The organism is Pseudorhizobium flavum (genome assembly GCF_044142885.1).
GTDB lineage: Bacteria > Pseudomonadota > Alphaproteobacteria > Rhizobiales > Rhizobiaceae > Neorhizobium > Neorhizobium flavum.
Map to the genome: position 1 here is coordinate 54,177 of NZ_JBIOKZ010000001.1, position 25,536 is coordinate 79,712.

Annotated in this window: 26 protein-coding genes; 14 read left to right on the forward strand and 12 right to left on the reverse strand. The window is 63.0% G+C overall.

The window, feature by feature from the left end; all coding sequences use genetic code 11:
• Positions 1 to 9: 9 nt before the first annotated feature.
• Entirely contained in the window at positions 10 to 924 is a 915-nt protein-coding gene (locus tag ACEPP2_RS00280; RefSeq protein WP_395515429.1) for a DUF1499 domain-containing protein, read from the reverse strand.
• 102 nt (positions 925 to 1,026) lie between these two features.
• On the opposite strand from ACEPP2_RS00280, the gene ACEPP2_RS00285 reads away from it, so the two are divergent.
• Positions 1,027 to 1,296, forward strand: a complete 270-nt coding sequence (locus ACEPP2_RS00285) for a hypothetical protein (protein WP_077548063.1) — start codon at positions 1,027 to 1,029, stop codon at positions 1,294 to 1,296.
• 93 nt (positions 1,297 to 1,389) lie between these two features.
• Positions 1,390 to 1,827 carry a DUF411 domain-containing protein gene (locus ACEPP2_RS00290; protein WP_077548065.1) on the forward strand — a complete coding sequence of 146 codons (438 nt, stop codon included), beginning with the start codon at positions 1,390 to 1,392 and terminating at the stop codon, positions 1,825 to 1,827.
• Positions 1,828 to 1,837: 10 nt separating this feature from the next.
• On the opposite strand, the gene ppdK is transcribed toward ACEPP2_RS00290, so the two are convergent.
• The 4 genes from ppdK to ACEPP2_RS00310 all read right to left on the reverse strand — a co-directional run bounded on the left by ppdK (position 1,838) and on the right by ACEPP2_RS00310 (position 9,456).
• On the reverse strand, positions 1,838 to 4,528 hold the full coding sequence (gene ppdK, locus ACEPP2_RS00295; protein ID WP_395515430.1) for a pyruvate, phosphate dikinase: 2,691 nt from the start codon (positions 4,526 to 4,528) through the stop codon (positions 1,838 to 1,840).
• A gap of 106 nt (positions 4,529 to 4,634) precedes the next feature.
• Positions 4,635 to 8,096 (reverse strand): chromosome segregation SMC family protein, encoded by a 3,462-nt coding sequence (locus tag ACEPP2_RS00300; protein WP_395515431.1) that lies wholly within the window; start codon positions 8,094 to 8,096, stop codon positions 4,635 to 4,637.
• Positions 8,097 to 8,159: 63 nt separating this feature from the next.
• On the reverse strand, positions 8,160 to 8,858 hold the full coding sequence (locus ACEPP2_RS00305) for a DsbA family protein (RefSeq protein WP_142590111.1): 699 nt from the start codon (positions 8,856 to 8,858) through the stop codon (positions 8,160 to 8,162).
• 127 nt (positions 8,859 to 8,985) lie between these two features.
• Positions 8,986 to 9,456, reverse strand: coding sequence for a DUF721 domain-containing protein (locus tag ACEPP2_RS00310; protein ID WP_395515787.1), 471 nt, complete (start codon positions 9,454 to 9,456; stop codon positions 8,986 to 8,988).
• 119 nt (positions 9,457 to 9,575) lie between these two features.
• Between ACEPP2_RS00310 and mutY the strand changes: the two genes are divergently transcribed.
• The gene (mutY, locus tag ACEPP2_RS00315) at positions 9,576 to 10,709 is read left to right on the forward strand and encodes an A/G-specific adenine glycosylase (RefSeq protein WP_395515432.1); all 1,134 of its coding nucleotides are present in this window, start codon (positions 9,576 to 9,578) and stop codon (positions 10,707 to 10,709) included.
• A 9-nt stretch (positions 10,710 to 10,718) separates the two neighbouring features.
• The gene (locus ACEPP2_RS00320) at positions 10,719 to 11,333 is read left to right on the forward strand and encodes an HAD family hydrolase (RefSeq protein ID WP_395515433.1); all 615 of its coding nucleotides are present in this window, start codon (positions 10,719 to 10,721) and stop codon (positions 11,331 to 11,333) included.
• 110 nt (positions 11,334 to 11,443) lie between these two features.
• Here ACEPP2_RS00320 and ACEPP2_RS00325 read toward each other — a convergent pair whose 3' ends face one another.
• Entirely contained in the window at positions 11,444 to 12,574 is a 1,131-nt protein-coding gene (locus ACEPP2_RS00325; RefSeq protein WP_395515434.1) for a site-specific DNA-methyltransferase, read from the reverse strand.
• Positions 12,575 to 12,718: 144 nt separating this feature from the next.
• Here ACEPP2_RS00325 and ACEPP2_RS00330 point away from each other — a divergent pair, with 144 nt between their 5' ends.
• Entirely contained in the window at positions 12,719 to 13,015 is a 297-nt protein-coding gene (locus tag ACEPP2_RS00330) for a nucleotidyltransferase family protein (protein ID WP_395515435.1), read from the forward strand.
• A gap of 41 nt (positions 13,016 to 13,056) precedes the next feature.
• Positions 13,057 to 13,359, forward strand: a complete 303-nt coding sequence (locus tag ACEPP2_RS00335; RefSeq protein WP_395515436.1) for a HepT-like ribonuclease domain-containing protein — start codon at positions 13,057 to 13,059, stop codon at positions 13,357 to 13,359.
• A gap of 9 nt (positions 13,360 to 13,368) precedes the next feature.
• Here the strand turns inward: ACEPP2_RS00335 and ACEPP2_RS00340 are convergent, their stop codons facing one another.
• Together ACEPP2_RS00340 and ACEPP2_RS00345 are read right to left on the reverse strand one after the other, a co-directional pair.
• A complete protein-coding gene (locus ACEPP2_RS00340; protein ID WP_395515437.1) occupies positions 13,369 to 13,716 on the reverse strand; it encodes an antibiotic biosynthesis monooxygenase family protein in 348 nt (115 codons plus the stop codon).
• Positions 13,713 to 14,042, reverse strand: a complete 330-nt coding sequence (locus tag ACEPP2_RS00345; RefSeq protein ID WP_395515438.1) for an NIPSNAP family protein — start codon at positions 14,040 to 14,042, stop codon at positions 13,713 to 13,715. Before ACEPP2_RS00345 ends, ACEPP2_RS00340 begins: the two co-directional genes overlap by 4 nt.
• Positions 14,043 to 14,112: 70 nt before the next feature.
• Here ACEPP2_RS00345 and ACEPP2_RS00350 point away from each other — a divergent pair, with 70 nt between their 5' ends.
• A complete protein-coding gene (locus tag ACEPP2_RS00350) occupies positions 14,113 to 14,796 on the forward strand; it encodes an ArsR/SmtB family transcription factor (protein ID WP_142590104.1) in 684 nt (227 codons plus the stop codon).
• Positions 14,797 to 14,871: 75 nt separating this feature from the next.
• Entirely contained in the window at positions 14,872 to 15,561 is a 690-nt protein-coding gene (locus ACEPP2_RS00355; protein ID WP_395515439.1) for an HAD family hydrolase, read from the forward strand.
• A 61-nt stretch (positions 15,562 to 15,622) separates the two neighbouring features.
• Here ACEPP2_RS00355 and ACEPP2_RS00360 read toward each other — a convergent pair whose 3' ends face one another.
• The gene (locus tag ACEPP2_RS00360) at positions 15,623 to 16,174 is read right to left on the reverse strand and encodes a PilZ domain-containing protein (RefSeq protein WP_142590102.1); all 552 of its coding nucleotides are present in this window, start codon (positions 16,172 to 16,174) and stop codon (positions 15,623 to 15,625) included.
• 147 nt (positions 16,175 to 16,321) lie between these two features.
• Here ACEPP2_RS00360 and thrC point away from each other — a divergent pair, with 147 nt between their 5' ends.
• The 4 genes from thrC (at position 16,322) to ACEPP2_RS00380 (ending at position 22,676) form a co-directional block, all read left to right on the forward strand.
• Positions 16,322 to 17,719 (forward strand): threonine synthase, encoded by a 1,398-nt coding sequence (gene thrC / locus ACEPP2_RS00365; protein WP_395515440.1) that lies wholly within the window; start codon positions 16,322 to 16,324, stop codon positions 17,717 to 17,719.
• A gap of 27 nt (positions 17,720 to 17,746) precedes the next feature.
• Positions 17,747 to 19,045, forward strand: a complete 1,299-nt coding sequence (locus ACEPP2_RS00370) for a M16 family metallopeptidase (protein WP_395515441.1) — start codon at positions 17,747 to 17,749, stop codon at positions 19,043 to 19,045.
• 116 nt (positions 19,046 to 19,161) lie between these two features.
• Positions 19,162 to 19,773: a GNAT family N-acetyltransferase gene (locus ACEPP2_RS00375; protein WP_281978422.1), complete on the forward strand. Its 612-nt coding sequence runs from the start codon at positions 19,162 to 19,164 to the stop codon at positions 19,771 to 19,773.
• Between the two features lie 35 nt (positions 19,774 to 19,808).
• Entirely contained in the window at positions 19,809 to 22,676 is a 2,868-nt protein-coding gene (locus ACEPP2_RS00380) for an EAL domain-containing protein (RefSeq protein WP_395515788.1), read from the forward strand.
• 74 nt (positions 22,677 to 22,750) lie between these two features.
• Here the strand turns inward: ACEPP2_RS00380 and ACEPP2_RS00385 are convergent, their stop codons facing one another.
• Together ACEPP2_RS00385 and ACEPP2_RS00390 are read right to left on the reverse strand one after the other, a co-directional pair.
• A complete protein-coding gene (locus ACEPP2_RS00385; RefSeq protein WP_077548094.1) occupies positions 22,751 to 22,942 on the reverse strand; it encodes a CsbD family protein in 192 nt (63 codons plus the stop codon).
• Positions 22,943 to 23,020: 78 nt separating this feature from the next.
• Positions 23,021 to 23,626 carry a YqgE/AlgH family protein gene (locus ACEPP2_RS00390; protein WP_395515442.1) on the reverse strand — a complete coding sequence of 202 codons (606 nt, stop codon included), beginning with the start codon at positions 23,624 to 23,626 and terminating at the stop codon, positions 23,021 to 23,023.
• Between the two features lie 154 nt (positions 23,627 to 23,780).
• Here ACEPP2_RS00390 and ACEPP2_RS00395 point away from each other — a divergent pair, with 154 nt between their 5' ends.
• Both ACEPP2_RS00395 and ACEPP2_RS00400 read left to right on the forward strand, forming a co-directional pair.
• Positions 23,781 to 24,629, forward strand: a complete 849-nt coding sequence (locus ACEPP2_RS00395) for a protein-disulfide reductase DsbD domain-containing protein (RefSeq protein ID WP_395515443.1) — start codon at positions 23,781 to 23,783, stop codon at positions 24,627 to 24,629.
• Between the two features lie 56 nt (positions 24,630 to 24,685).
• Positions 24,686 to 25,171: a peroxiredoxin gene (locus tag ACEPP2_RS00400; protein ID WP_395515444.1), complete on the forward strand. Its 486-nt coding sequence runs from the start codon at positions 24,686 to 24,688 to the stop codon at positions 25,169 to 25,171.
• A gap of 48 nt (positions 25,172 to 25,219) precedes the next feature.
• Here the strand turns inward: ACEPP2_RS00400 and ACEPP2_RS00405 are convergent, their stop codons facing one another.
• The gene (locus ACEPP2_RS00405; RefSeq protein WP_142590094.1) at positions 25,220 to 25,528 is read right to left on the reverse strand and encodes a Dabb family protein; all 309 of its coding nucleotides are present in this window, start codon (positions 25,526 to 25,528) and stop codon (positions 25,220 to 25,222) included.
• Positions 25,529 to 25,536: the final 8 nt, after the last annotated feature.

A 25,536-nucleotide genomic window follows, 5' to 3' on the forward strand; every position in this document is an offset into this window, starting at 1 on the left:
GGCTTTCCCCTAGCCTCCCGCGATCCCCAGAAGTTCGGCGTCCAGCCGATCGAGGAAATCGTCGGCGATCTCGGCACTCATGCCGAGATCGTGGGCGCCGTAGCGTGAGGCGACCCGGACATCGACGAAGGTGGTTTCGACATCCTCGCGCAGCCGAATGACGATATCGAAGGGCAGCCCCAGGACGAGCGTCTCTGTTTCACCCTGCAGCAGGACATCCTGATCCGTCGGCGACGCGACCATGCCGGGAAGAGCTGGCTCCGGCCGAGGCAGGGGTATCGGCACTTCACCGACCTCCGCGACCGCGTCGTCCGGTTGCGGCTCCTGACCGGGGAGCGAGTCCTTCAGCTCCTGCAGCTCCGGCAACTCCAACCCCTTCCGCTCGGTAATGTCGATCCGAGCTGAAATCGCCGCGGCCTCTACCCCCTGGAGTACACGATCGAGCGCCCCCTCGTACCGGCGGCCGGCGAGACCGGGATAGGCCGCAAGCTGTGCCTGGCGCTCAGCGGCTCGTGTTGTCGTCACGGTCGCCAACCACTGCTGGTCGTATTGCGGGCGCGAGAGGAAGGCCGGAACATCCTCCAGATCGGTACTCACCTCGTTGAGCGGCGGCCGTGTCAGGTAGAGGGCAGCCCCGGCGGCGACGAAGCCAAGTGGCACGCCGGCATAGACAAGTGCCTTTGCCGAAGCCATGCCGCCCTCAGCACCCTGCTGCCAGAGGCGGATCAGACCGACCAGCGCCAGCGGCACGGCCGCGGCGGCGATGGCGGCGGACATCAGGACGAGTGCCAGGAAGTCAGGCGTGCGCAGGGGCCCGAAGCGATGGGCGAGCACGGCCAGCACGAACAGGACCAGGGCTGCAAGGCCGATGCGACGGGCGGCATAGGCGGAATGGGAAACGGGCCGGACATAGCGGATGGTCATGGAAACAGCGGTACCTGGATTTGCGACGGCATGCCTGTCTGTGTAGAACATGACGCGTGATAAGGAAACGCGTCCCGTTGAACGCCGCATCTGGAGCTTCGCATGCGTCGACCACTGAGTATCGTCCTTGCTCTCCTGTGCATGCCGCTGGCGGCCTGCCAGACCATGACGCCGGAAGAACGCCGGGCAGCCGACGAGCGAACCTGTGCCGGATACGGGTTCAGGCGGGGGACGGATGCGATGGCGCAATGCCTGCTCGACCTCGAGCTCGACCGCCGCGCGGAGATGCGCAGCTGGCGCGACAGGCAGGCCAGCACGATGTGGGGGCCCATGTATGTCGAGCGTCGCATCATCATCAAGGACGGGGACTGACAGCTTGAGCCAGCGCAAGGAGCGTTCGCTGTGTTGCAGCTACGAAAAGATCAGCCTCATCCGGAGGCAGACCCACCTCTCTGGAGCCGTGCCATGACGTTTAGAACCCTCTTCTTGAGCGCAACCTTCAGCCTGCTTTCTGCATCCGTCGCGCTTTCGGCAAGCGTCAGCGTGTTCAAGGATGCCGGCTGCGGCTGCTGCGGCGGATGGATGTCGCACATGAGAGAAAACGGCTTTGCGGTTTCGGCTACCAACGTTGCGCCTGAAACGATGGACGTCGTGAAGTCGAAAGCCGGCGTTACCGCCGACACGGCCTCCTGCCATACGGCCATCGTTGCGGGCTATGTCGTCGAGGGGCATGTTCCGGCATCCGATGTGCAGCGCCTGATGGACGAGCGCCCAGACGCGATCGGGCTCTCAGCACCTGGTATGCCGATCGGCTCCCCGGGGATGGAAGGTGCGGGCGCGGAACCCTACGACGTTCTCCTCATCCGCAGGGACGGCCGCACCGAAGTCTTTGCCAGCCACTAAGGCGGCTGCCTCACCCGGCTCGGCTTGCGCTGCCCCTTCGCTGCGCGATCGCGGCCTGCGCCGCGGCAAGGCGGGCGATCGGCACGCGGAAGGGGGAGCAGGACACGTAGTCGAGGCCGGTCTGCTCGCAGAAGGTGATCGAGGCCGGGTCGCCGCCATGCTCGCCGCAGATACCAAGCTTCAAGCTCGGCCGGGTTGCACGGCCCCGTTCCGCGGCGATCCGGATCAGTTCGCCGACCCCGTCGAAATCCAGTGAGACGAAGGGATCCTCTTCTAGGATGCCCTTCCGCTGGTAGGTCGGGATAAAGGTCGCGGCGTCATCACGTGACATGCCGAAAGTCGTCTGGGTCAGGTCGTTCGTACCGAAGGAGAAGAATTCGGCCGTCTCTGCAATCACGTGCGCCCGAAGGGCCGCACGCGGCAGCTCGATCATCGTGCCGGCAAGATAGTTGATCGACATGCCGGCCTCTCGGCTCACCTCATTTGCCACCCGATCGATGCAGTCTTTGACGTAGTCGAGTTCCGAGCGAAGCCCGACCAGCGGTACCATGATCTCCAGTTCGACAGCCTCGCCCGTCGACCGGGCGGCAGCCACGGCCGCCTCGAAGATCGCACGCGCCTGCATGGCGGCGATCTCCGGATAGGAGATGGCCAGCCGGCATCCGCGATGGCCAAGCATGGGATTGAACTCGTGAAGCGCATCGATCCGGCGGCGCAGGAAGGCCGGCTGCAGCTCCATCGCCCGTGCCACCTCGATGATCTCCTCGTCCGACTTCGGCAGAAATTCGTGGAGCGGCGGGTCGAGCAGGCGGATCGTCACGGGCAGGCCATGCATGATCGCGAAGAGCTCGGTGAAGTCCGATCTCTGCATCGGCAGGAGCCGATCGAGCGCCTCGCGACGGCCCGCTTCATCCTCGGCAAGGATCATCTCGCGCATTACCTGGATGCGGTCGCCCTCGAAGAACATATGCTCGGTCCGGCACAGACCGATTCCCTCCGCACCGAAGGAGCGTGCCGAGCGGGCGTCCTGCGGCGTGTCGGCGTTCGTGCGTACGGACATGCGGCGCGCCTTGTCGGCCCATTCCATGAGGCGACCGAAATCGCCGGAAAGCTCCGGCTGGATCATCGGCACGTTGCCGCGAAGCACCTGCCCCGACGAGCCGTCGAGGGTGATCGTGTCGCCGCGACCGAGGATCACGCCACCGGGACACAGCAATTGCTCGTTGCGCAGATCAACCCTCAGCGTGCCGGCGCCGACGACGCAGGGAATGCCCATGCCACGAGCCACGACGGCAGCGTGACTGGTCATCCCGCCTCGGGTCGTCAGGATGGCCTCGGCCGCATGCATGCCGTGGATGTCCTCCGGGCTCGTCTCGATACGCACCAGGATGACCTTGCGGCCTGCAGCCTCGGCCTCCACTGCCTCCTCTGCCGTAAAGACGATCTCCCCAGCCGCCGCACCGGGGGATGCGGGCAGGCCGGATCCCAGCACCACCCGTTCGACCCTGGGATCGATGGTCGGATGCAGGAGCTGGTCGAGCGAGGGGGGCTCGATGCGCGACACCGCCTCCTCCTGCGTAATCACGCCCTCGTCCACCAGATCGACGGCGATCTTCAGGGCGGCGCGCGTGGTGCGCTTGCCGGACCGGGTCTGCAGCATCCAGAGCTTGCCGCGCTCGACCGTGAACTCAAGATCCTGCATGTCCCGATAGTGGGCTTCCAGCCGGTCGCAGATCGCCTTGAATTCCCGGAACGTCTCGGGCATCAGCTTTTCCATCGATGGCTTGTCGGAGCCAGAGGAAATACGCCCATCCTCGGTAAGCGAATGAGGGGTTCTGATTCCCGCCACGACATCCTCGCCCTGCGCATTGACCAGGAACTCCCCGTAGAGCTCCTTCCTGCCAGTGGAGGGATTGCGCGTGAAGGCAACGCCGGTCGCCGAGGAGGAACCGAGATTGCCGAAGACCATGGCCTGCACGTTGACGGCAGTGCCCCAGTGCTCGGGGATGCGGTGGAGGCTGCGATAGGTCGTGGCGCGGGGATTGGTCCAGCTCGAGAAGACCCCGACAATCGCCTGCCAGAGCTGCACGTGCGGATCCTGCGGGAAGCTCTCGCCCAATTCCTCCTCGATCACCTGCTTGTACAGGCTGACGACGTGCTGCCATTCGACGGAGGAAAGATCGGTGTCGTATTCATGGCCATACCGAGCCTTCTCGTCCTCGAGGATTTCCTCGAAGACCTCATGGTCCAGTCCCATGACGACATCGGCATACATCTGGATGAAGCGTCGGTAGCTGTCCCAGGCAAAGCGGGCATCCCCGGCATCGTGGCCGAGCGCCTGAACCGTCTCGTCATTCAGTCCGAGGTTGAGGACCGTGTCCATCATGCCGGGCATGGACGCACGCGCGCCCGAGCGGATGGACAGGAGGAGCGGACGGGTCGAGCCGCCGAACGTCCTGCCGGTCTCCGCCTCCATGGCGGATATTCCCTCCAGGACCTGTTCCTTCAGCCCGTCGGGAAGGGTCTTGCCGTTCTCGAAATACCAGGCACACGCGTCGGTAACGATCGTCAGACCGGGAGGAACGGGCAGTCCCAGGCTTGCCATCTCTGCCAGGTTTGCACCCTTGCCGCCAAGCATCGCGACATCGGCCACGCCTCCCTCGGCCTTTCCTCCACCGAAGCGGTAAACCCACTTCTTCATCAAACGCTCTCCACCCGCCTCGCTTGTCTCAGGACGAATACAGCTTTTGCAGCCGTTTGAAAACGCGTGAGGGTCGGATTATGTTGCAACGCAACAATCGCGGGGATCAGACCGCCTCGCGCAGCAGTTCGGCCGTCTGCAGGTCGACGGAGACGAGCTGCGAAACCCCCTGCTCCGCCATGGTGACGCCGAAGAGCCGGTTCATTCGGGCCATGGTGATGGGGTTGTGGGTAATTATGACGAAGCGGGTCTCGGTGGAGGCAGCCATCTCGTCCATCAGGTTGCAGTAGCGCTCCACATTATGGTCATCGAGCGGCGCGTCCACTTCGTCGAGCACGCAGATTGGTGCCGGGTTGGTGAGGAAGACCGCAAAGATCAGGGCCATGGCAGTCAGCGCCTGTTCGCCGCCGGACAGGAGCGTCATAGTCTGCGGCTTCTTGCCCGGCGGCCGGGCCAGGATCTCAAGGCCCGCCTCCAGCGGATCGTCCGATTCGATCAGCTGCAGTTCGGCGGTACCGCCGCCGAAGAGATGGGTGAACAGTCGCTGAAACTCGGTATTGACCACATCGAAGGCGGCGATCAGCCGCTCGCGGCCCTCACGATTGAGGCTCTGGATCGCTCCGCGCAGCTTGCGGACGGCATCGATGACATCGTCCCGTTCGCGGATCAGCGCGTCTAGCTTGTCCGAAAGCTCCTTCTGCTCCTCGTCCGCGCGCAGGTTTACGGCGCCCAACCGCTCCCGCTCCATCTTCAGGCGATCCACCTCGCGCTCGATGTCGCGCATCTCGGGAAGCTCTGCGCCCGGCGCAAGGCCGGCAAGCCGCAGCACCTCCCGGGGTGCCACTCCGAGCGCCTGCTGGATCGAGACCTCGCTGTCGTGACGCCGTTCGGCAGCGGATACGAGCCGCTCTTCGGCACGACCCCGCTTCTCACGGGCTTCGGCAAGCTCCGAGAGCGCTGTGGCTGCCAGCCGGTCCGCCTCACGCTGCCGCGTCTCGGCTTCCGCAAGGCGATCGGCGGCGGCGCGACGCGCCTCTTCTGCCTTCTGAAGCTCGGTGAGAAGCATGCGGCGGCGCTCCTCGAATTCCTCGGGCGCCGCCTCCAGGTCCACGAGTTCCTCACGCGCCTCCTCCTCGCGTTCGCGCAGTGTCGCCACATGATCCTCGGCGCTCGCCGCGCGCGCCTGCCATGCGGAACGTTCCTGTGCGATCGCCGCCAAGCGGCGCCTACGCCCCTCGGTCTCGCGGCTCAGCCCCTCGAACCGGGCACGCGCCTCGGCCAGGATACCGCGGTCCGTCGCCACTGCCGCCTGCTGTGCCCGCAGACGCTCATCCAGCGCCGACAGATCGGGGGCGTCCTCCAGTTCAACCCGAGCATTCTCTTCCTGTAGCCGCACCTCGTCGATCTGGCCGCGAACCTGGCCCAGCGCCTCCGCGACGACATCTCGGCGACGCAAGAGATCGCCTGAAGCCCGCTCGGCGGCTGCCAGTGCCTCCCGCGCTTCCGCGAGCCGGCGAGACCCCATGCGGCTACGATCCCGTGCTTCGGCAAGACGGGCTTCACCAGCGGCAATCCCGGCTGCGGCGTCAGAGAGAGCTTCCTCCGCATCCGCGAGCACGATCCGCGCCTCCTCCAGTTCCCCTTCCAGTTCAGCGAGACGGTTCTTCTGCGAGAGCCTGAGTGCTGCCGCTCCGGGCGCTTCCGATCCGGCGATATGTCCGTCCCAACGGTAGACCGCCCCCTCCAGCGTCACCAGCCGCTGGCCGGGCTTCAGTTGCGGCATCAGCCGCAGAGCGTCCTCCTGCGCAACCACGCCGATCTGGGCCAGACGGCGCGTCAGCTCTGGGGGCGCAGTCGCGCGCTGAAGCAGCGGCTCGCATCCGGCAGGCAGCGCCGGATCCTCTGCGACGTCGCCGTTCCTCGTCCAATATGCCGGAGCGCCGGGATCCGTCGAGCTTTCCAGATCGTCGCCCAAGGCCGCACCTAGGGCGGCCTCATAGCCCCGGTCGACGCGAATGGCCTCCGCCACGGGAGAAAAATCGCCGGAGGCTTCGGAGGCTGCCAATATCTTGGAAATGGTGCGCGCTTCGGTCTCCACAGCGTTCAGACGCGAGCGTGCTGCCTCCACCGGCTTACGAGCCATGGCTTCGGACGCGCGGGCCGAGCCAAGTGCCACCTCGGCCTCTTCCACAGCCGCGCCAGCCTCTTCCAAGGCGAACTCCGCTGCTTCGACGGCCTCGCGACGCTCGGCGGGATCGTCTAGATCAGACAGTCTTCCGGCAATTGCCTGCAGTTCCGCCTCGGCATCCTGTCGCTGGCGGTCGAGCCGATGGTGACGCTCGCCGATGTCGCGAATGAGCCGTTCAAGCTGCGTGCGCGACGCTGCCGCCTCCGCCTTCTCGGCCGTGATCGCTGCGAACAGCTTTTCGCTCTCTGCAAGCGCAGCCGCGGCCGTCTGGAAGGCCTCTTGCAGATCCTCCGCCTCAGCTCCGGAATCGGCGAGGAGTTCGTTGATCTCTCCCTCCTCGTCGTCGAGCTTGGCCAGGAAGGAAGCATTGTCCTGAACCAGACGCTCCTCGCGTCGGATATCCTCCGCCAGCTGCAGCAGGCGCCGGGAAAGCTCGTCGCGTCGCTTCAAGAGACGACCGGCTTCGTCGTCGAGCTGGGTGCGGGCGATCTGGATTCGCTGCAGCGCGGCTCCGGCCTTGGCTTCTTCCTCCCGCAGTTCCGGCAGCTTCAGGCCGGCGATCGCCTGGGCCTTCGCCGCCTCCATCTGCGCCTGCGCCTTCTCGGCGACCACCATCGTAGCCTGGTTGAGAGCGGTGTTCGCTTCCGCCTCCGCTTCCGTCGCCTGAGCCCAGCGGATATGCAGCAGCATGGCTTCGCGGGCGCGGATATCGGCTGACAGCATCTTGAAGCGGTTTGCCTGACGCGCCTGGCGCTTCAGGCTTTCGATCTGGCTCTCCAGCTGCGCCGTCACGTCTTCGAGCCGCTCCAGATTGCCTTCGGCTGACCGCAATCGCAATTCGGCCTCGTGACGGCGAGAATGCAGACCGGATATCCCGGCCGCCTCTTCGAGCAGCTGGCGGCGTGCCTGCGGCTTGGCGTTGATCAGTTCGCCGATCCGGCCCTGCCCGACCATGGAGGGCGAGCGCGCGCCCGTCGATGCATCGGCAAAGAGAAGCTGGACATCCTTGGCGCGGGCTTCCTTGCCATTGATCCGGTAGACCGAACCATTCTCCCGCTCGATGCGGCGCGATACCTGGATCTCATCGGAATCATTGAAGGCGGCAGGTGCGGTCCGGTCGGAATTGTCGAGGAAGAGCATGACCTCCGCCGTATTGCGGGCAGGTCGGTTTCCGGAGCCGGAGAAGATGACGTCGTCCATGCCGGACGCGCGCATGTTCTTGTAGGAATTTTCCCCCATCACCCAGCGGAGCGCCTCGACAAGGTTGGACTTGCCGCAGCCATTGGGGCCGACCACGCCGGTCAGGCCGCGCTCAATGATGAATTCCGTGGGTTCGACGAAGGACTTGAAGCCGAGGACGCGCAGCTTATTGAACTTCATGCCGCGCACCGAAGGAAGGAAGCGGCCGCACCGGTGCGACCGCCGCTCATGTCATGAACGGGCTCAGAGAAGGCTGTCGATAAGAGCCGACATGCTTTCAACAGACATGGCCCCCGCATAGCGCTTACCGTTGATGAGAAATGTCGGCGTCGAATTGACGCCGAATTCGTCGGCACCGCGCTTCATCGTCGCGTTCACATCATCGAGAAGTTTCTGGTTCGTCAAGCAGGCCTGGAAAGTCTCCTGTGAGAAACCGGCGAGTTTCGACATCTGCAGCAGGGCTGCGCGGCCATCCTGTGCTCCGGCCCAGGCTTCCTGTTGCTTCATCAGCATGGAAACCATCGGGAAATACTGTGCCGGTGTGCTTGCTTCTTCAGGCTTGGTCGGATTGCAGCGTGCCAGCATGAAGGCCGCAGCAGCGCGCGGATCGAAGGGGAACTCGCGGATGATGAAGCGGGCCTTGCCGGTATCCACGTAGTTCTTCTTGATCTCGTCGAACGTATTGTTGTGGAAGGTCGCGCAGTGCGGGCAGGTCATCGACATGTACTCGACGATGGTGACGGGTGCGTTTTCTTCCCCGATCGCCATTTCCGGCAGCGGACCGGGCTTGACGACCTCCGCCATGTCCACGTCACCCTGGGACTCCGGCAATTCCTGGGCAAAAGCTTCAGTTGCAGCGAGCGGAAGGGCCAGAACCAGAGCCGTGGCTGCCACGCCTCCGAGAAGAGCGCGCCGGGTAAGGGTGACTTCGGTCTTTTTCATCGAACACCTGCCTTAACTTCAAATTTGCCGCCATCCGTATCCTGCCGCCCGGAAGCGAACAAGGGATGGCTTCGTGAAATTCTTCAAAGCTTTGTGACAGCCTGAAGCTGAACAGCGCCTGTACATTTCAGCGCTTCTTTTGAAGAACAGCTGTGCCGAGCCGGGTGACCGCCTTCTTCAGCGCATCGTTATCGATCCCCTCCATCATGTCCTCCAGCCGTCTCGCCGCCTCCCCCTTCAGCGGCGGTAAAGCGCGCCGGTGCCGGACGGCCTGGGAGACGGGCTTCTGGACAATGCGGATCTGGCGCACAGCCGGGAAGCCGAAGAAGGCGTTGATGCGGGCGATCAGTTCCCCCTGTGCATGGGTCAGGAAGAGAGCCCGCGCACCTTCGCAGGCGATCGTCAGGACGCCCGCCTGATAGCCGCCTGCCTCGTCTGAGGCGTCGCGCCTGGGCCAGGCGATCTTCTCCGGGCGGCTGCAATCGGCGAATTCCTCGCCGGCGATCTCGTCCCAGGAGCTCAGCAGGGCGGTGGAGATGCCGGCGCGCCGCGCAAGCACGGGATCGATGATGCCGTTCGCGACTTCCGCAATCTGCATCTCGCGCTTGCGAGCAAAGGTCTTCGCTTCGTTGGCCAATCGACAATCCTTCCGCAAGTCCGCGAACCGGAGGCGGTCTCACCACGGCACGCCGCTCAGCTCTCGTTGACGGCGTGATCATGGAGACGATAGGAGAGCATCTAGACCAGACGCACAGGCATTTCCAGCACGTGACCACTCCCCCGGCCATCATACGGCAATTGCTCGCATGGTACGACAGGCACCATCGCGACCTGCCATGGCGCATGACGCCCACCGCGGCGGCGCAGGGAAAACGTCCCGACCCGTACCATATCTGGCTGTCGGAAGTGATGCTGCAGCAGACCACGGTTCAGGCGGTGAAGCCCTATTTCGCCAAGTTCCTGGCCGCGTGGCCTACCGTAGCGGATCTGGCGGCGGCCCCGACCGAGGATGTGATGGCCGCCTGGGCCGGGCTCGGTTACTATGCCCGCGCCCGCAACCTGAAGAAATGCGCCGAGGCCGTGGCCGGGTTGTACGGCGGGGTATTCCCCGATACCGAAGACGGCTTGCGGGCGTTGCCCGGCATCGGCGATTACACCGCTGCCGCCGTTGCCGCGATCGCCTTCAACCGCCCTGCCGCCGTCATGGACGGCAATGTGGAGCGGGTTGTCTCCCGCCTTTACGCGATAGATGCCCCCCTTCCCGGATCGAAACCGCTGATGAAGGCGCGGGTGCGGGACCTGACGCCGGAGGACCGCCCTGGTGACTTTGCCCAGGCCATGATGGATCTCGGCGCGACCATCTGCACGCCGAAAAGGCCCGCCTGCGCCATCTGTCCCCTTCGCGACCACTGTCTGGCATTTTCCGAGCACGACCCGGAGCGGTTTCCGGTCAAAGCGGCGAAGAAGGAAAAGCCAGTGCGTTTCGGCGCTGCCTTCGTGGCCGTCAATCCGGAAGGAGACGTCCTGCTGCGACGGAGGGTCGACAGCGGGCTCCTTGGAGGTATGACGGAGGTTCCGACGACTGACTGGACCGCCAGACAGGACGGCGGCCAGACCGTCGACCACGCTCCCTTTCAGTCTGCCTGGCAATCCTGCGGGACGGTCACCCATGTGTTCACGCACTTCGAACTGCGGCTCTCCGTGTTCCGGGCCAAAGCCGACGAGACCATCCATCCCGGGGGATGGTGGGAGCCGGTCGCCAATCTCGGCGCGCAGGCCTTGCCGACCGTCATGAAAAAGGTAATCAGCCAGGCTATTCCCCTGGCTTTCGAGAAAGATCCCAACCGCTAAGGAAATATGATGGCAGGCCCGATCGACCATATCGTCTTCGACATCGGCAAGGTGCTGATCCACTATGACCCGAACCTTCCCTATCGCCGGCTCATTCCCGACGATGCTGAGCGGACATGGTTCTTCGAGAATGTCTGCACCCATGACTGGAACCTTGAACAGGATCGTGGACGGAGCTGGGAGGATGCCGAGGCCCTGCTGATCGAGCAGTTTCCCGAGAAGGAGGAGCAGATCCGCCACTTCCGGCGGTACTGGCACGAGATGGTGCCCTATGCCTACGAGGACAGCGTCGCGATCATGGAAGGATTGATCGATGCCGGTCGGGACGTCACCATGCTGACGAACTTCGCAGCCGACACGTTCCGCCACGCCCGCGAAATGTATCCATTCCTCAACAAGCCGCGCGGCGTGACTGTTTCCGGAGAGATCAAGCTCATCAAGCCCGATGTCGCGATCTATCAGAAGCACGCTCGGGATTTCAACCTTGCCCCGGAAGCGACACTCTTCATCGACGACTCACTGGCCAATGTCGAAGGCGCACGAACAGCTGGCTGGCACGCGGTGCATTTCACCGGCGCCGAGAAACTGAGGCGCGACCTTGCCTCCTTCGGCATCGATGCCTGAACAAGATTGACGCCCGGAGGTCAGCCTCCTCCGGGCGTCAATTATCCCCAGCCGGGACTAGAGGTACAAAACCGGCCGGGGAAGCCAAAGCCTCGCGTGACGGTGGATCGTCAGTCGAGGTTCGCCAAGCCGCTGCGGATGACCGATCGCAACTCATCGATCGGCTTCAGGGCAGATCCTTCCTCAAAGTGCCAGAAGGTCCAGCCGTTGCAGGCGTCCAGACCCTGCACCTTCGCCCCAAGCCGGTGGATGGAGCCTGCCTCGCCACCGGCGGCCAGCGTTCCGTCGGCACGGATGATGGCGCTCCAGCGACGCCTGGCATCGGTCAGAACCTGGCCCGGTTTCACGAGCCCGCTTTCCAGGAGCGTGTTGAAGGCGACCCGCGGCTCGGCCTTCTTGCCAGTCATCACCGTCAGTTCCGCCTTGCCGAGAGGCTCGACCGACGCGATCCGCGCCGATGCAGCTTCGATATAGTCCTGCTCGCGTTCGATGCCGACGAAGTTGCGGCCGAGGCGCTTGGCGACGGCGCCGGTCGTGCCGGTGCCGAAGAACGGATCCAGAATGACGTCGCCGGGCTTGGTCGAGGCCATGATGACGCGCGCGAGCAACGCTTCCGGCTTCTGCGTCGGATGCACCTTCTTGCCGTCTTCGCCTTTCAAACGCTCGCCGCCAGAGCAGATCGGGAAGAGCCAGTCGGAGCGCATCTGCACGTCGTCATTGGAGGCCTTGAGGGCATCGTAGTTGAACGTGTAGGATTTGGCCTTGGGGTCGCGGCTTGCCCAGATCATCGTCTCGTGGGCGTTCTGAAAACGGCGGCCCTTGAAGTTCGGCATCGGGTTCGTCTTGCGCCAGACGATGTCGTTGAGGAGCCAGAAGTTCAGGTCCTGCAGCATGGTGCCGACGCGGAAGATGTTGTGGTAGGAGCCGATCACCCAGATGGTGCCGTTCGGCTTCAGCACCCGGCGGCAGGCGAGCAGCCATGCCCGGGTAAAGGCGTCATAGGCCTGGAAGGAGGCGAACTGGTCCCAGTCGTCGTCGACCGCATCGACCAGCGACTGGTCCGGGCGGTGAAGCGTGCCCCCGAGTTGCAGGTTGTACGGAGGATCGGCGAAGATCGCGTCGACCGAATGATCGGGCAGCGCCTCGAGTGCGGCGACGCAGTCGCCCTTGATGATGGTATTGAGCCAGGTGCCCGGCCGACCCTGCTGACGCAGATCGGCAAGCGGAAGGACTGCTGCCATGGGATACTCGCTGTTACGCTTACTCGGTACTTTACTGTCCGTTATGGTTACCCATGTTGGTTACCAAAGCCTGAAGGGCTGCAGCAATTTCGCGAATTATCTGCCTCTATGGCAACGAAGCTTCGAGTACGGTAGAATTTCCGCATGAAGAGAAGCGAGGCGATCGAGAAGCTGAAAGCAAAGGCGGACGCCATAAAGGCGCGTGGCGCCACGTCGCTTTACCTGTTCGGTTCGGTGGCCCGCGACGAGGCAAGCGATACGAGTGACCTCGACCTGTTCATCGACTACGATCCATCACGAAAGTTCTCTCTTGTCGACCTGGCAGGTATCAAAATCTATCTTGAGGACGAGCTGTCGACAGAGGTCGACGTAACGACAAGGAGCAGTCTCCATCCTCGGCTGAAAGAGAAGATTGAGACCTCGGCCATCCGGATCTTCTGATGACGCGGAAGGTGGAACTAATCCTGGACGACATCCTCGAGATGATCGCCCTGATCGAAGCGACTGTGTCGGGGGAGACGCGCGAGGCGATCGAGCGGAATCACATTCTGAGACTTGGCATTCAGCGGGCGATCGAAATCATCTCAGAGGCCAGCAAACACATTCCAGGGGAACTGCTGGAGCAGGCACCAGAAATTCCTTGGCCGTCGATCCGCGGGATGGGAAATATTCTGCGGCATGAATATCACCGCATCGCAGACGACGTCATCTGGAGTGTCGTCAATCACGATCTGCCTTTGCTCAAACAGGCGATCCTCACGATGAAGACGAGTTCTGGCGAGTAGCTATCGATATCACCCATCATGCAGCGCCCGGCTGTCCTCCGGCACCTCGGCCCGCTCGAACATGCCGTAGTCGCGGATCACGTGACCGATCCTGAGGCGGTAGTCGGCGAAGATGCCGTTGCGGCCCGCCTGCTGCACCGCCCGGTGCGCGTCCAGGTTCCGCCATTGGCGGACTGCTTCCTCATCGCGCCAGAAGGAGAGCGACAGGATCTTGCCGCGCATGGTCAGGCTCTCGAACCGCTCGATCGAGATGAAGCCGTCGATCTTTTCCAGTTCCGCGCGCAGCTCGCCCGCAAGGTCCAGATAGCGATGGCGCTCGCCCATGTAGGGCACGACTTCGAAAATGACGGCGATCATGGCTTCACCAGCGGAGCGTGCGGCAGCGAGACATTCTTCAAAAAGATGCGATCCTCGCGCAGGATGAAGCGCTCACGGCTCGCAAACCTGTAGTTCTCCTGCCCCAGCGGATCCTGCGCAAGGCGCTGCCGATAGGCTTCGTAGGCGGCAAGGCTTTCGATATTGTAGACGCCGTAGGCCGTGGTGGCCGATCCCTCATGGGGCGCGAAATAGCCGATGAGGTCGGCCCCACAGCGGGGAATGGCCTCTCCCCACTTGCGCGCGTAGTCGGCAAAAGCTTCCCTCCCGAAGGGGTCGATCTCGTAGCGGATGAAGCAGGTGATCATGATTATCTCCATATGAACGCCTACAGGATAGCGCCTTGTCTGTCGCAGATGCTTCGGCTATGATCGAACTATGAAGGAAGGACCTGACATTGCCCGCATCGGCACCCTCATCGGCGACCCAGCCCGCGCCAACATGCTAACGGCACTGATGGGCGGGCAGGCGTTGACGGCAACCGAACTGGCGCAGGCCGCCGGCGTGACGCTGCAGACGGCAAGCTCCCACCTGTCAAAACTGGAAGAGGGCGGGCTGGTGCACCAGCGCAAGCAGGGGCGGCATCGCTATTTCGCGCTGGCCGATGCGGCGACGGGAGCGCTGCTGGAGACGATCATGGGCTTTGCTGCCAGCCGCGGGCATCTCCGCCACCGACCGGGCCCGAAAGACCCGGCGCTCCGCAAGGCGCGGGTGTGCTACGATCACCTCGCTGGCGACTATGGCGTTCGCATGCTCGACAGCCTCATTCGAAGTGGCGCCATCGCGGACACGGGAGGCGAGCTTATCGTCACCGAGACCGGCCGCGAAGGCCTGCACAGGATCGGCGTCGATCTCGATGCCCTGACCGCCTCGCGGCGTCCCCTGTGCAAGTCCTGCCTCGACTGGAGCGAACGCCGCTCGCACCTCGCCGGCACACTCGGAAAGGCGCTGCTTTCCCGCTTTCTTAGCGAGGGCTGGGCAAAGCGCAGCGACAACAGCCGGGCGGTCCACTTCACCCAGACAGGTGAGCGCCAATTTCTCGCCCTCTTTCCGTTGGAATAGACAGCCCCCACATTGTGGCCGGCGCCGCCGTGATGTAGAGCGCCCTCGTCCTCCCCAGCCAAAGAGTTTTCCATCATGAGCGGTTTCGACCTCATCATCTTCGACTGCGACGGCGTGCTCGTCGATTCCGAAATCATCGCAGCACAGGTCGAATCGAAGCTGCTGACAGAGGCCGGCTATCCCATCAGCGTCGAGGAGATGGGCGAGCGCTTTGCCGGTATGACCTGGCGCAACATCCTTCTGCAGGTCGAGAAGGAGGTCGACATCCCCCTCTCCGCTTCACTCATCGACAGGTCGGAAAAGCTTCTCGATGCCCGTCTCGCCCGCGACGTTAAGATAATCGAAGGGGTGACGTTCGCACTGTCGCGGCTGACGACGCAGAGATGCATCTGCTCGAACTCCAGCGCGCACCGGCTGGACATGATGCTGGAGAAGGTCGGCCTGAAGCCCTACTTCGCCCCGCACATCTTCTCCGCGAAGGACCTCGGGCCCGACCGTGTGAAGCCGAAGCCGGACATCTTCCTGCATGCCGCACAGCAATTCGACGTGTCGCCTTCAAACGTGCTGGTCATCGAGGATTCCGTCCACGGCATCCACGGCGCGCGGGCAGCGGGCATGCGAGTCGTGGGCTTCACAGGCGCGTCGCACACTTATCCGAGCCATGCCGACCGGCTCACCGATGCGGGTGCTGAAACGGTGATCTCGCGGATGATGGACCTGCCGGCCGTGACCGCGGCGCTGACCGAATGGGCCGGCGCCCTCTGAGGTTGTCTATTCCAAAGCAATCCCGGACGTGAAACCGGCTTCCACGTTTGCTGGAACAGCTTTATCGCTTCGAGCCGGTGTCGAAGCCGAGGCGGACGCGCGTGAAGCGTGAGGCGCCCCCTTGCGCATTCGGGATCTGCACATCGGGCTTGCTGAAGACGAACTGAGTGCCCGTGGTCGGCAGTTCCACCGGGAAGCTAACGGTCTGCGAATAGATCACGTTGTCGCCGTCAACCACTTCCACGAGCACGGGAAGGTTCACCTGTCCGGCGCTCACCGCCGGGCCTGCCACGATACGCCCCTGCGCAACGACGTTGATGGTTATCGTCGTCTCGTTTGCGGTGCAAGCGCGCGTCGCATCGGCGAGCGAGGCTTGATACATCAGCTTTTCGGGATTGTCCTGACCGCCGCGGGCATAGGCCCGATGGATCGCCGTTTCCTCGCGCATCACAACGGGCGGGCAGAATGCCTGGACGACGGGCGTGGGCTCGGCCTGCGCCGTAGCGGCTGGCGCAGCGCCCGTGAGGCCCGAAGTGGGTGAGGATGAGTTGCAGCCGGCAAGCACGGCCAGAAGCGATACCGACAGAAGACTACGCGCTGTTGTACCAATCACTGTACTCGATCCTCTCCATACAATTCCGGCTCGACCATTCGGGTCTGCACCAAACGCGCCGAAAGATGCTGTCTTCCGGCCTTTCGCCGCCGATTTTAGTGGTCTATATCAGCGGCGCGAACAAAAATCGATTGGGGATTGAAGGTAGTGGAGTACATTTCTACCCGCGGAGAAGCACCGGTTCTCGGCTTCCGTGATGCGCTTCTCGCAGGCCTCGCGCGCGATGGCGGCCTCTATGTGCCGCGTGAGTGGCCGGTCCTGACGAAGCGGGAGATCCGGGGCCTGCGCGGCAAGTCCTACCAGGAGGTGGCGTTCGAGATCCTGCGCCACTTCACGGGCGAGGAGATCCCTGCCGACAAGCTGCGGTCCATGATCGACGAAGCCTATGCCACCTTCCGGCATCCCGCCGTTGCACCACTGGTGCAGACGGGGCCGAATGATTTCGTTCTTGAGCTTTTCCATGGCACGACCTTGGCTTTCAAGGACGTCGCCATGCAGTTGCTTGCGCGGCTGATGGACCATGTCCTTGCCGAGCGCGGCGAGCGGGCCACGATCGTCGGTGCGACATCCGGCGACACGGGCGGCGCGGCAATCGATGCATTCGCGGGGCGTGACCGGACCGATATCTTCATTCTCTTCCCCAAGGGAAAGGTGTCGCCGGTCCAGCAACGCCAGATGACCACGTCGCCGGATGCCAACGTGCATGCGCTGGCGATCGAAGGCAATTTCGACGACTGCCAGACGCTGGTGAAGGAGATGTTCAACGATGCGGGCTTCCGCGACCGCGTCAGGCTTTCGGGCGTGAACTCAATCAACTGGGCCCGCATCATGGCCCAGGTCGTCTACTACTTCACGGCAGCGCTATCGCTCGGCGGCCCTGACCGGAAGATCTCCTTTACGGTTCCAACCGGAAACTTCGGTGACATCTTTGCCGGCTACGTCGCCAAGCGCATGGGCCTGCCCATCGAGCGGCTGGTGATCGCCACGAACGACAACGACATCCTGGCCCGCACCCTGAAGACCGGTCGTTACGAGATGCGGGCGGTCAAGGCGACCACCTCGCCTTCGATGGACATCCAGATCTCGTCGAACTTCGAGCGACTTCTGTTTGAGGCCCATGGGCGCGACCCAGTGGCCGTTCGTGCCGCGATGGCTGGCCTCAAGCAGTCCGGCGCCTTCGAAATCGAGATGAATGCGCTGAAGGCGATCCGACGTGAATTCCGCGCTGCACGGGCGACTGAAAAGCAGGTCGCTGCGACAATCCGCGAAACGCTGGCCGATACCGGGTACCTGCTCGACCCGCACACGGCGACCGCAGTCTTCGTGGCCAGGAAGCACGCAAAACCAAGCAGCCCCATGGTAACACTGGCCACGGCCCACCCCGCCAAGTTCCCGGCCGCGGTAAAATCCGCTTGCGGAATTGACCCGGCGCTCCCATCATGGCTCGGCGATCTCATGAACAGGGAGGAGCGCTTCGACATCCTGCCTTCGGAGATCAGGGCCGTCGAGAAGTTCATCGGCGACCACGCCCGTGCAGGTAAGTGAATGGCGGCAGCGCCAGAAAGACAAGCGATGAATGTACAGGTAACCCGGCTTTCTTCCGGGTTGACGGTTGTAACCGAGGCAATGCCCCATCTGGAGAGCGTCGCCCTCGGCGTGTGGATCAAGTCCGGCTCGCGCAACGAGACCGAAGACGAACACGGGATTGCCCATCTCCTCGAGCACATGGCGTTCAAGGGCACAGCAAGGCGCAGCGCCCGCGACATTGCCGAGGAAATCGAGAATGTCGGCGGGGAGCTGAATGCTGCCACCTCCACGGAGACGACCTCCTACTATGCGCGCGTGCTCAAGGACCATGTACCGCTGGCCGTCGATCTTCTGGCCGACATCCTGACAGAGTCCCTGTTCGACGAGGAGGAGTTGCGGCGGGAAAAGCACGTCATCCTGCAGGAGATCGGCGCTGCGAACGATACGCCCGACGATGTCGTGTTCGACAAGTTCTCCGAGATCGCCTATCGGGACCAGACGATAGGACGACCTATCCTGGGCACGCCCGAGACGGTGAAGAGCTTCACGCCGACGCAGATCCGCAACTACCTTTCACGCAACTACACCACCGACCGCATGTTCGTCGTGGCGGCAGGCGCGGTCGACCACGACCAGTTCTGCAAGCAGGTCGAGGAGCGGTTTGCAGGCCTGCCGCTGACGCCCAGCGCCCCGCCTGTTCTCGAGACTGCCCGTTATACCGGCGGGGAGATGCGGGAAGTGCGCGATCTGATGGATGCGCAGCTTCTCATCGGCTTCGAGGGCAAGGCCTACCACATGCGGGACTTCTACTGCTCGCAGATCCTCGCCAACATCCTCGGCGGCGGCATGTCATCGCGCCTCTTCCAGGAGGTGCGCGAGCATCGCGGCCTGTGCTACTCGGTCTACTCGTTCCACTGGGGCTTTTCCGATACCGGCATCTTCGGGATCCATGCCGCGACAGGGGGCGAGGACATTCCGCAATTGCTGCCGGTCATCATCGAGGAACTGCGCAAGGCCTCCGATACGATCCATGAGCAGGAGATCGACCGGGCCCGGGCGCAGATCCGCGCGCAGCTGCTGATGGGACAGGAAAGCCCCGCCGCGCGCGCCGGACAGATCGCCCGCCAGATGATCCTCTACGGCCGGCCGATCCCCAACCATGAGATGATGGAACGGCTCCAGGGGATCACCACGCAGCGGCTGACGGACCTCTCCGGGAGACTGTTCTTCGACACCAAGCCCACGCTTTCTGCCGTCGGTCCGATCGACAAGCTTGCTTCGATGGAGGAGATTTCCGTGAGTCTTGCCCCCTCCGCGAAGGCGGGGGAGCGAGCCGCCGGCTAAGCACCGCTGCTGAACGGACCGTAGCCCGTTCTCAGCTTCAAACCAACGCGGCCGAGGCCTCGGCAGCGTCCATCACAGACTGCGCGCTCGCCGCCCGACGACCATCTGGAGTGGACATGACGGGATCGATCTTTCGGTTTTTGTCACGACAGCCGCAGGGCCCGCTTCTGTATGGCGAAGACCATCTGCTTCGCCTTCCGCAAAATCGTGATTTCACCCAATGGTCGGAACTGCGAGCGGAAAGCCGCAGTTTTCTCCAGCCCTGGGAGCCGACCTGGCGGGAGGAGGAACTGTCGGAAACTTCGTTCCGCGCACGGGTGAAGCGCAGCGGTGAGGAGTATCGGGCAGGCTATGCTATCCCACTGCTGCTCTTCAGTCGTCCCGACCTGACGCTGCTCGGGGGACTCACCATCGGCTATATCCGGCGTGGGGCCGCCCAGAGCTGCATGATCGGCTACTGGATGGGTGAGCGCCATGCGGGCCGGGGGCACATGCTCGCCGCCCTTAAAATCGCCATCCCATACATCTACGGGCAACTGCAGTTGCACCGGATTGAAGCAGCCTGTATTCCGGAAAACTGGAAGAGTGTCCGGTTGCTGGACAAAGCCGGATTCGAGCGAGAAGGTCTTTTGCGAAAATATCTGAAGATCAACGGGGAATGGCGCGATCACGTGATGTTCTCCCGACTGCCGGAAGATGGTGAATTCGGGAAGATGACGCGGCCATGAATGTCCGCAGTCTGACCTGGCTTTCCTCGCGCGTGATGCTGTTCCTTCTCGCTGCATTCGTAGCGAGCTCTGCCCCCTTTGCATCCGATGTCCACGCCGCCGAACCGGTGAAGATTTCCCGGGACGATACCGCTCTCGATCTCACCGAGATGACGGACATCCATACCAATCAGGGAGAGGCCTTCCAGGTCTCCACGGCAGCTGGTGCCGACGGCATCCGCCGTCGCATCGAGGTCCGCTCCAGCTCGCCGACCCACCAGGGAGACTGGGCGGTTTTCGCCTTGGCCAACGTTTCCGAGGAACAGCTCGAGCGTGTGATCGTCGCGCCACATTTCCGTTTGGTCGGTTCTAAGATGTTCTGGCCCGACCTCGGCTCGCAACGCATCATGGCCATTACCCCGAGCGAGGGCTTCGCGCTTGACCGCGAACCTAGCCCCGATGCGGACGTCTTCCGGATCACGCTCAATCCCGGCTCCGTCATCACCTTCGTCGCCGAGCTTTCGACCCCTTCCCTGCCGCAGCTCTATCTTTGGGAACCGGCCGCCTACAAGGACACGGTCAACGCCTTCACGCTCTATCGCGGCATCGTGCTGGGCATCGCCGGACTGCTCGCTGTGTTCCTGACCATTCTCTTCGTCGTCAAGGGCACATCCATGCTGCCGGCGGCAGCGGCGCTCGCCTGGGCGGTGCTTGCCTATATTTGCGTCGACTTCGGCTTCCTGGACCAGTTGATCAGCATCACGGCCAGCGACCAGCGCGTATGGCGTGCCTGTGCCGAGGTCGCCCTCGCCTCCAGCTTGGTTATCTTTCTATTTACCTACCTCAATCTCAATCGCTGGCACGTCAATCTCGGCTACGCGACGCTTGCCTGGGTCTTCTGCCTCGCCCTCCTCTTCGGGGTCGCCATATACGACCCCTCCGTCGCGTCAGGAATTGCGCGCCTGTCCTTCGCACTGACGGCGACGGCCGGGATACTGCTGATCGTCTACCTCGGTCTCAACCGCTACGACCGGGCGATCCTGCTCGTCCCCACCTGGGCACTTACCCTTGTCTGGCTGTTCGGCGCCTGGCTGACCGTCACCGGCCAGCTCGACAACGACATCATTCAGCCGGCACTCGGTGGAGGGCTGGTCCTCATCGTGCTTCTCATCGGCTTTACCGTCATGCAGCACGCCTTTGCAGGCGGTGCCTATCAACAGGGGCTGTTCTCCGATCTGGAGCGCCAATCCCTGGCGCTGACCGGCTCCGGCGACACCGTATGGGATTGGGATGTCGCACGCGACCGGGTGGTGACGATCCCGGATGTCTCGCTCAAGCTCGGGCTGCCCGCCGGACTGATGCATGGACCGGTTCGCAACTGGCTGCCCCGGCTTCACCCCGACGACCGCGACCGTTTCAAGGCCACGCTCGACGTCCTGCTGGAGCACCGGCGCGGCAGACTGGCTCATGAGTTCCGGCTGCGGGCGGAGGACGGGCACTTTCACTGGATGCAGATCCGCGCGCGTCCCGTCCTCGGCTCCGACGGCGAGATCATCCGTTGCGTCGGCACCATCATCGATATCACTGAACAGAAGAACTCGGTCGAACGGCTGCTGCAGGATGCCATGCATGACAACCTGACGGGCCTTCCGAACCGTCAGGTCTTCCTGGACCGGCTGCAGGCAGTGCTGACGCTCGCCTCGAGCAGCGACAGCGTTCGGCCGACGGTGATGGCGATCGACATCGACCGCTACAAGCAGGTCAACGATGCCCTTGGGATCGCCGCGGGCGACAACATCCTGATCGCGCTGACGCGCCGCCTTCGCCGCCTGCTGCGCCCGCAGGATACGCTGGCCAGGCTCGCCGGCGATCAGTTCGGACTAATCCTGGTCTCAGAGCAGGACCCGGTGAAGGTTGCCGATTTCGCCGACGCGATATCCAAGGCGATCATGGTGCCGATCAATTTCGCCAATCGCGAGATTATCCTGACGGCCTCTATCGGGCTGGCGTCATGGGTGGACCAGCAGGAAAGCGGCAGTGAACTGCTCAGTAATGCCGAGCTCGCCATGTATCGGGCCAAGCGCGGCGGCGGCAACCGGGTCGAACCCTTCCGGCCGATCTTCCGCTCCTCGGGCACGGACCGGTTGCAGATCGAGACGGACCTGCGTCGCGCCATCGAACGGAAGGAACTGTCGCTTGCCTACCAGCCGGTCATCCGGCTCAGCGATGGCGAGGTTGCCGGTTTTGAGGCGCTGCTGCGATGGGACCACCCACGCAAGGGCAGCATTCCGCCATCCGAGTTCATTCCGATCGCCGAAAGCTCCGACCTTATCGGGCCGCTCGGCATGTTTGCCCTAGAACGGTCGTCGAGTGACCTGATCGGCTGGCAGCGCCAGACGGGCGACCTGCCGATCTTCGTCGCGGTTAATCTCTCCAGCGCCCAAGTGTTGAACAACGGCCTCTACAACGACGTGCGGGCCTTGCTGGCAAAGAGCGAATGCGACCCGCGCCAGCTCAAGCTGGAGCTGACCGAGTCCGTGATGATGGAGAATCCGGAACAGGCGCGGCTCGTCCTGACGAAGCTGAAGGAGCTCGGGATAGGGCTTGCACTCGATGATTTCGGGACCGGCTACTCGTCGCTCGCCTATCTGACTCAGTTCCCGTTCGACACGATCAAGGTGGACAAGGCGCTCGTTCGTGATGTCCGGGAGAAGCGGGCTGTACTGCTTCGGTCCGTCATCGCGATGGCGCGTGCTTTGGAAATGGCCGTCGTCGCAGAAGGCATCGAGACCGACGAGGATGCAGCCGAACTTGCGAAGATGGGCTGCCAGTTTGGCCAGAGCTTCCTTTTCGGGCCACCGACCAGCAGCGAGGCGACGCTGCGGCTTCTCAGGGAGCGATTCCCGCTGACGAAGCGCGCGTAGGATAGGGAATTTCAGGCACGAGAAAGCCCCGCGCCATCGTCGGTGCGGGGCTTTTGTTCTCAAGCTCTGGCGGGTTAGGCTCGGTCGACGACGTTCTTAACGCCTTCCTTCAGTTCGCCCTTGGCCTGCTGGCCGTGGCCCTTGGCTTCCTGTGCGGCGCCCTTGGCTTCCATCTCACGATCGTCCATTGCGTCGCCGGCAGCCTGCCGTGCCTTGCCGGCCAGTTCATTAGCCTTGCCTGCCATCTTGTCGCCGGTGCTACCCATGTCTTGTTCTCCTTGTCGACGGCACAATTGCCTTCGTCAGGATAACGCGACGGGCTGGGCTTCGTTCCCCGAAACGGATCATGCGTGGCCGACGTCTGTCGACAAGGCTTCGGGCGTGACCCCCAGCAAAGCCAGTGCCCGGTCGTATTTCGTGTCGAGCGCGGTATCGAAGATCAGTGCCTCGGTCGCCGTGCAGTTCAACCATCCATTGTTTGAAAGCTCGGCTTCGAGCTGACCCGGTCCCCAGCCCGCATACCCGAGCAGCATGGTCGCACGCTTCGGCCCGCGCCCTTCCGTGATGGCGCGCACGATATCGAGCGTCGCGGTCAGCGAGATATCCTCATTGACGGGAATGCTGGATTCGCTCTCATAGTCGTCGGAGTGGAGGACAAAGCCCCGCCCCGTCTCGACTGGCCCACCCATGAACACAGGGAAACGACGAATTGTCTCTGGCAGTCCGGCAATGTCGCGCCCCTCCATGAGATCGAGATGAAGCAGGAGGTCAACGAAGGACACAGGTTGTGCGCGGTTGATGATGAAGCCCATCGCGCCGGCGGGGGAGTGGGCACATATGTAGATCACCGACCTCACGAAGTTGCCGTCCTGCAGTCCGGGCATGGCTATCAGGAACTGGCCATCGAGAAAGCCTGGCTCGCCCGCATCCCGGAGACTTTTCTCGACCATATGAACCTCCTTTGCCGCGTTTGACACACCGTGCCGAAGCGAGCTTGATGATATCAAGATGGGGCAGCGCCCTGGCTCAATCAACCGAAAATGATCGGCGCCGCCAATCTGGTGACTGGCCTGATCTTAAAGGCTGAGGTAGAGCATTGCTTTCATGAGAACAGGCGCCGTCAGACACAGTTTCGCGAGCAGCCGGGCCACAAGCGTGGCTCTGGGCGTGGCAATCGCCATCGGCCTCGGAGCGCCTGCCTTTTCCGAGACGACACCCTGGGCCACCAATGAGGGCGGGCGAATGCGGCTTGTCGCCCTGCCTCCTGCAAGCGATGGCACGATCCGCGGCGCGCTGCAAATCGAACCGAATCCAGGCTGGATGACCTACTGGAGGGAGCCTGGCGACGCCGGCATCCCGCCGCAGCTGAGCTTCCCCGAAGAGGCGGCGGTCGAACTGAAGAAGATGGAGTATCCGGTGCCGAAGCGCATCGACAGCGGCGACCTGCGGGATATCGGCTACGATCACCCGGTAACGCTGCCGTTCGAACTCAAGGTGGAAGATATTAGCAAGCCGGTCAAGGTGGGCGTTTCGGCCTTCGTTGGGCTGTGCCGCAACATCTGCATTCCCTTCCAAGCGGACTTTGCCCTCGAGCTTGCGGATACCGGCCCATCGATGGAGGAAGCCATGCTGCTTGCTTCCGCCGAGACACGTCTGCCGGAACCCGCCTCTGAAGATTTCAAGGTGATCCATCACGCCCTTTCGGACGAGGAGCTATTGAAGCTTCAGTTGCGACTGCCCGCCGAGATAGCCGAGGCCCCTCAGGTGATCGTAACCGGTCCCGAAGGCCACGCCTTCTTCGACGGCGGCAAGGGGGAAGTGACAGGCCGCGACTACAGCCTGGACATCCCGATCGACAAGCTGCCGCAGGGTTACGACGTCAAAGGCAAGACTTGGGGAGTACTGGTGATTGCCGGTGACCGGGCAATGGAAAGCTCGCTTGTCTTCAACTGAAGCATACCTATAGTGCCGATGACGGCGCTGGGGCGCCCATCGATGAGGAGACTCCCATGACCATTGCCATCGGCGACAAGCTGCCTTCCGCAACCTTCAAGGAAAAGACGGCCGACGGCCCCGTGGAAATCACCACAGAGCAGTTGTTCAAGGGCAAGCGCGTCGTCCTCTTTGCCGTGCCCGGCGCCTTTACGCCTACCTGCTCGCTCAATCACCTGCCCGGCTATCTCGAAAATCGCGACACCATCCTGTCGCGCGGCGTCGATGATATCGCCGTCGTTGCGGTCAACGACTGGCATGTGATGGGTGCCTGGGCACAATCATCGGGCGGGATGGGCAAGATCCACTACCTGTCCGACTGGGACGGCGCCTTTACCAAAGCGCTGGGGCTCGATGTGGATCTATCTGCCGGCGGACTCGGGATTCGCTCGAAGCGTTACTCCATGCTGGTCGAGGACGGAGTCGTAAAATCCCTCAATGTCGAAGATTCCCCCGGCCAGGCCACCGTGTCGGGCGCCGCGGCGATGATCGAGCAGTTGTAACGCTCTCGACCATCCCATCGTAAAAGGGAGCCGAACGGCTCCCTTTTTTCATACGTCCATGTCGAAGACCATGAGGCCGGCAAGTCCTCCATCCGTCAGCGAGACGATACGATCACCTACGGCGACGTGGTCCGGATGCACGAGATAGGCATCCCTGGACTCGGCGTCCTCGAAGCGGACGATGAACCCGTCGCGGAAACCGCTGTTCAACCCTTCGGGCGAGACGTTCGGTCCGTGTTTCACATCGATCATCCCGGGTACTGCGCCAACCAGCGCGCTGATGGAGTCGTAGATCTCCTGCTTCTCCTGCGCCTGGACGGCCGACTTGAATCTCAGAAATACACAATGAAGGATCATTCCAACCT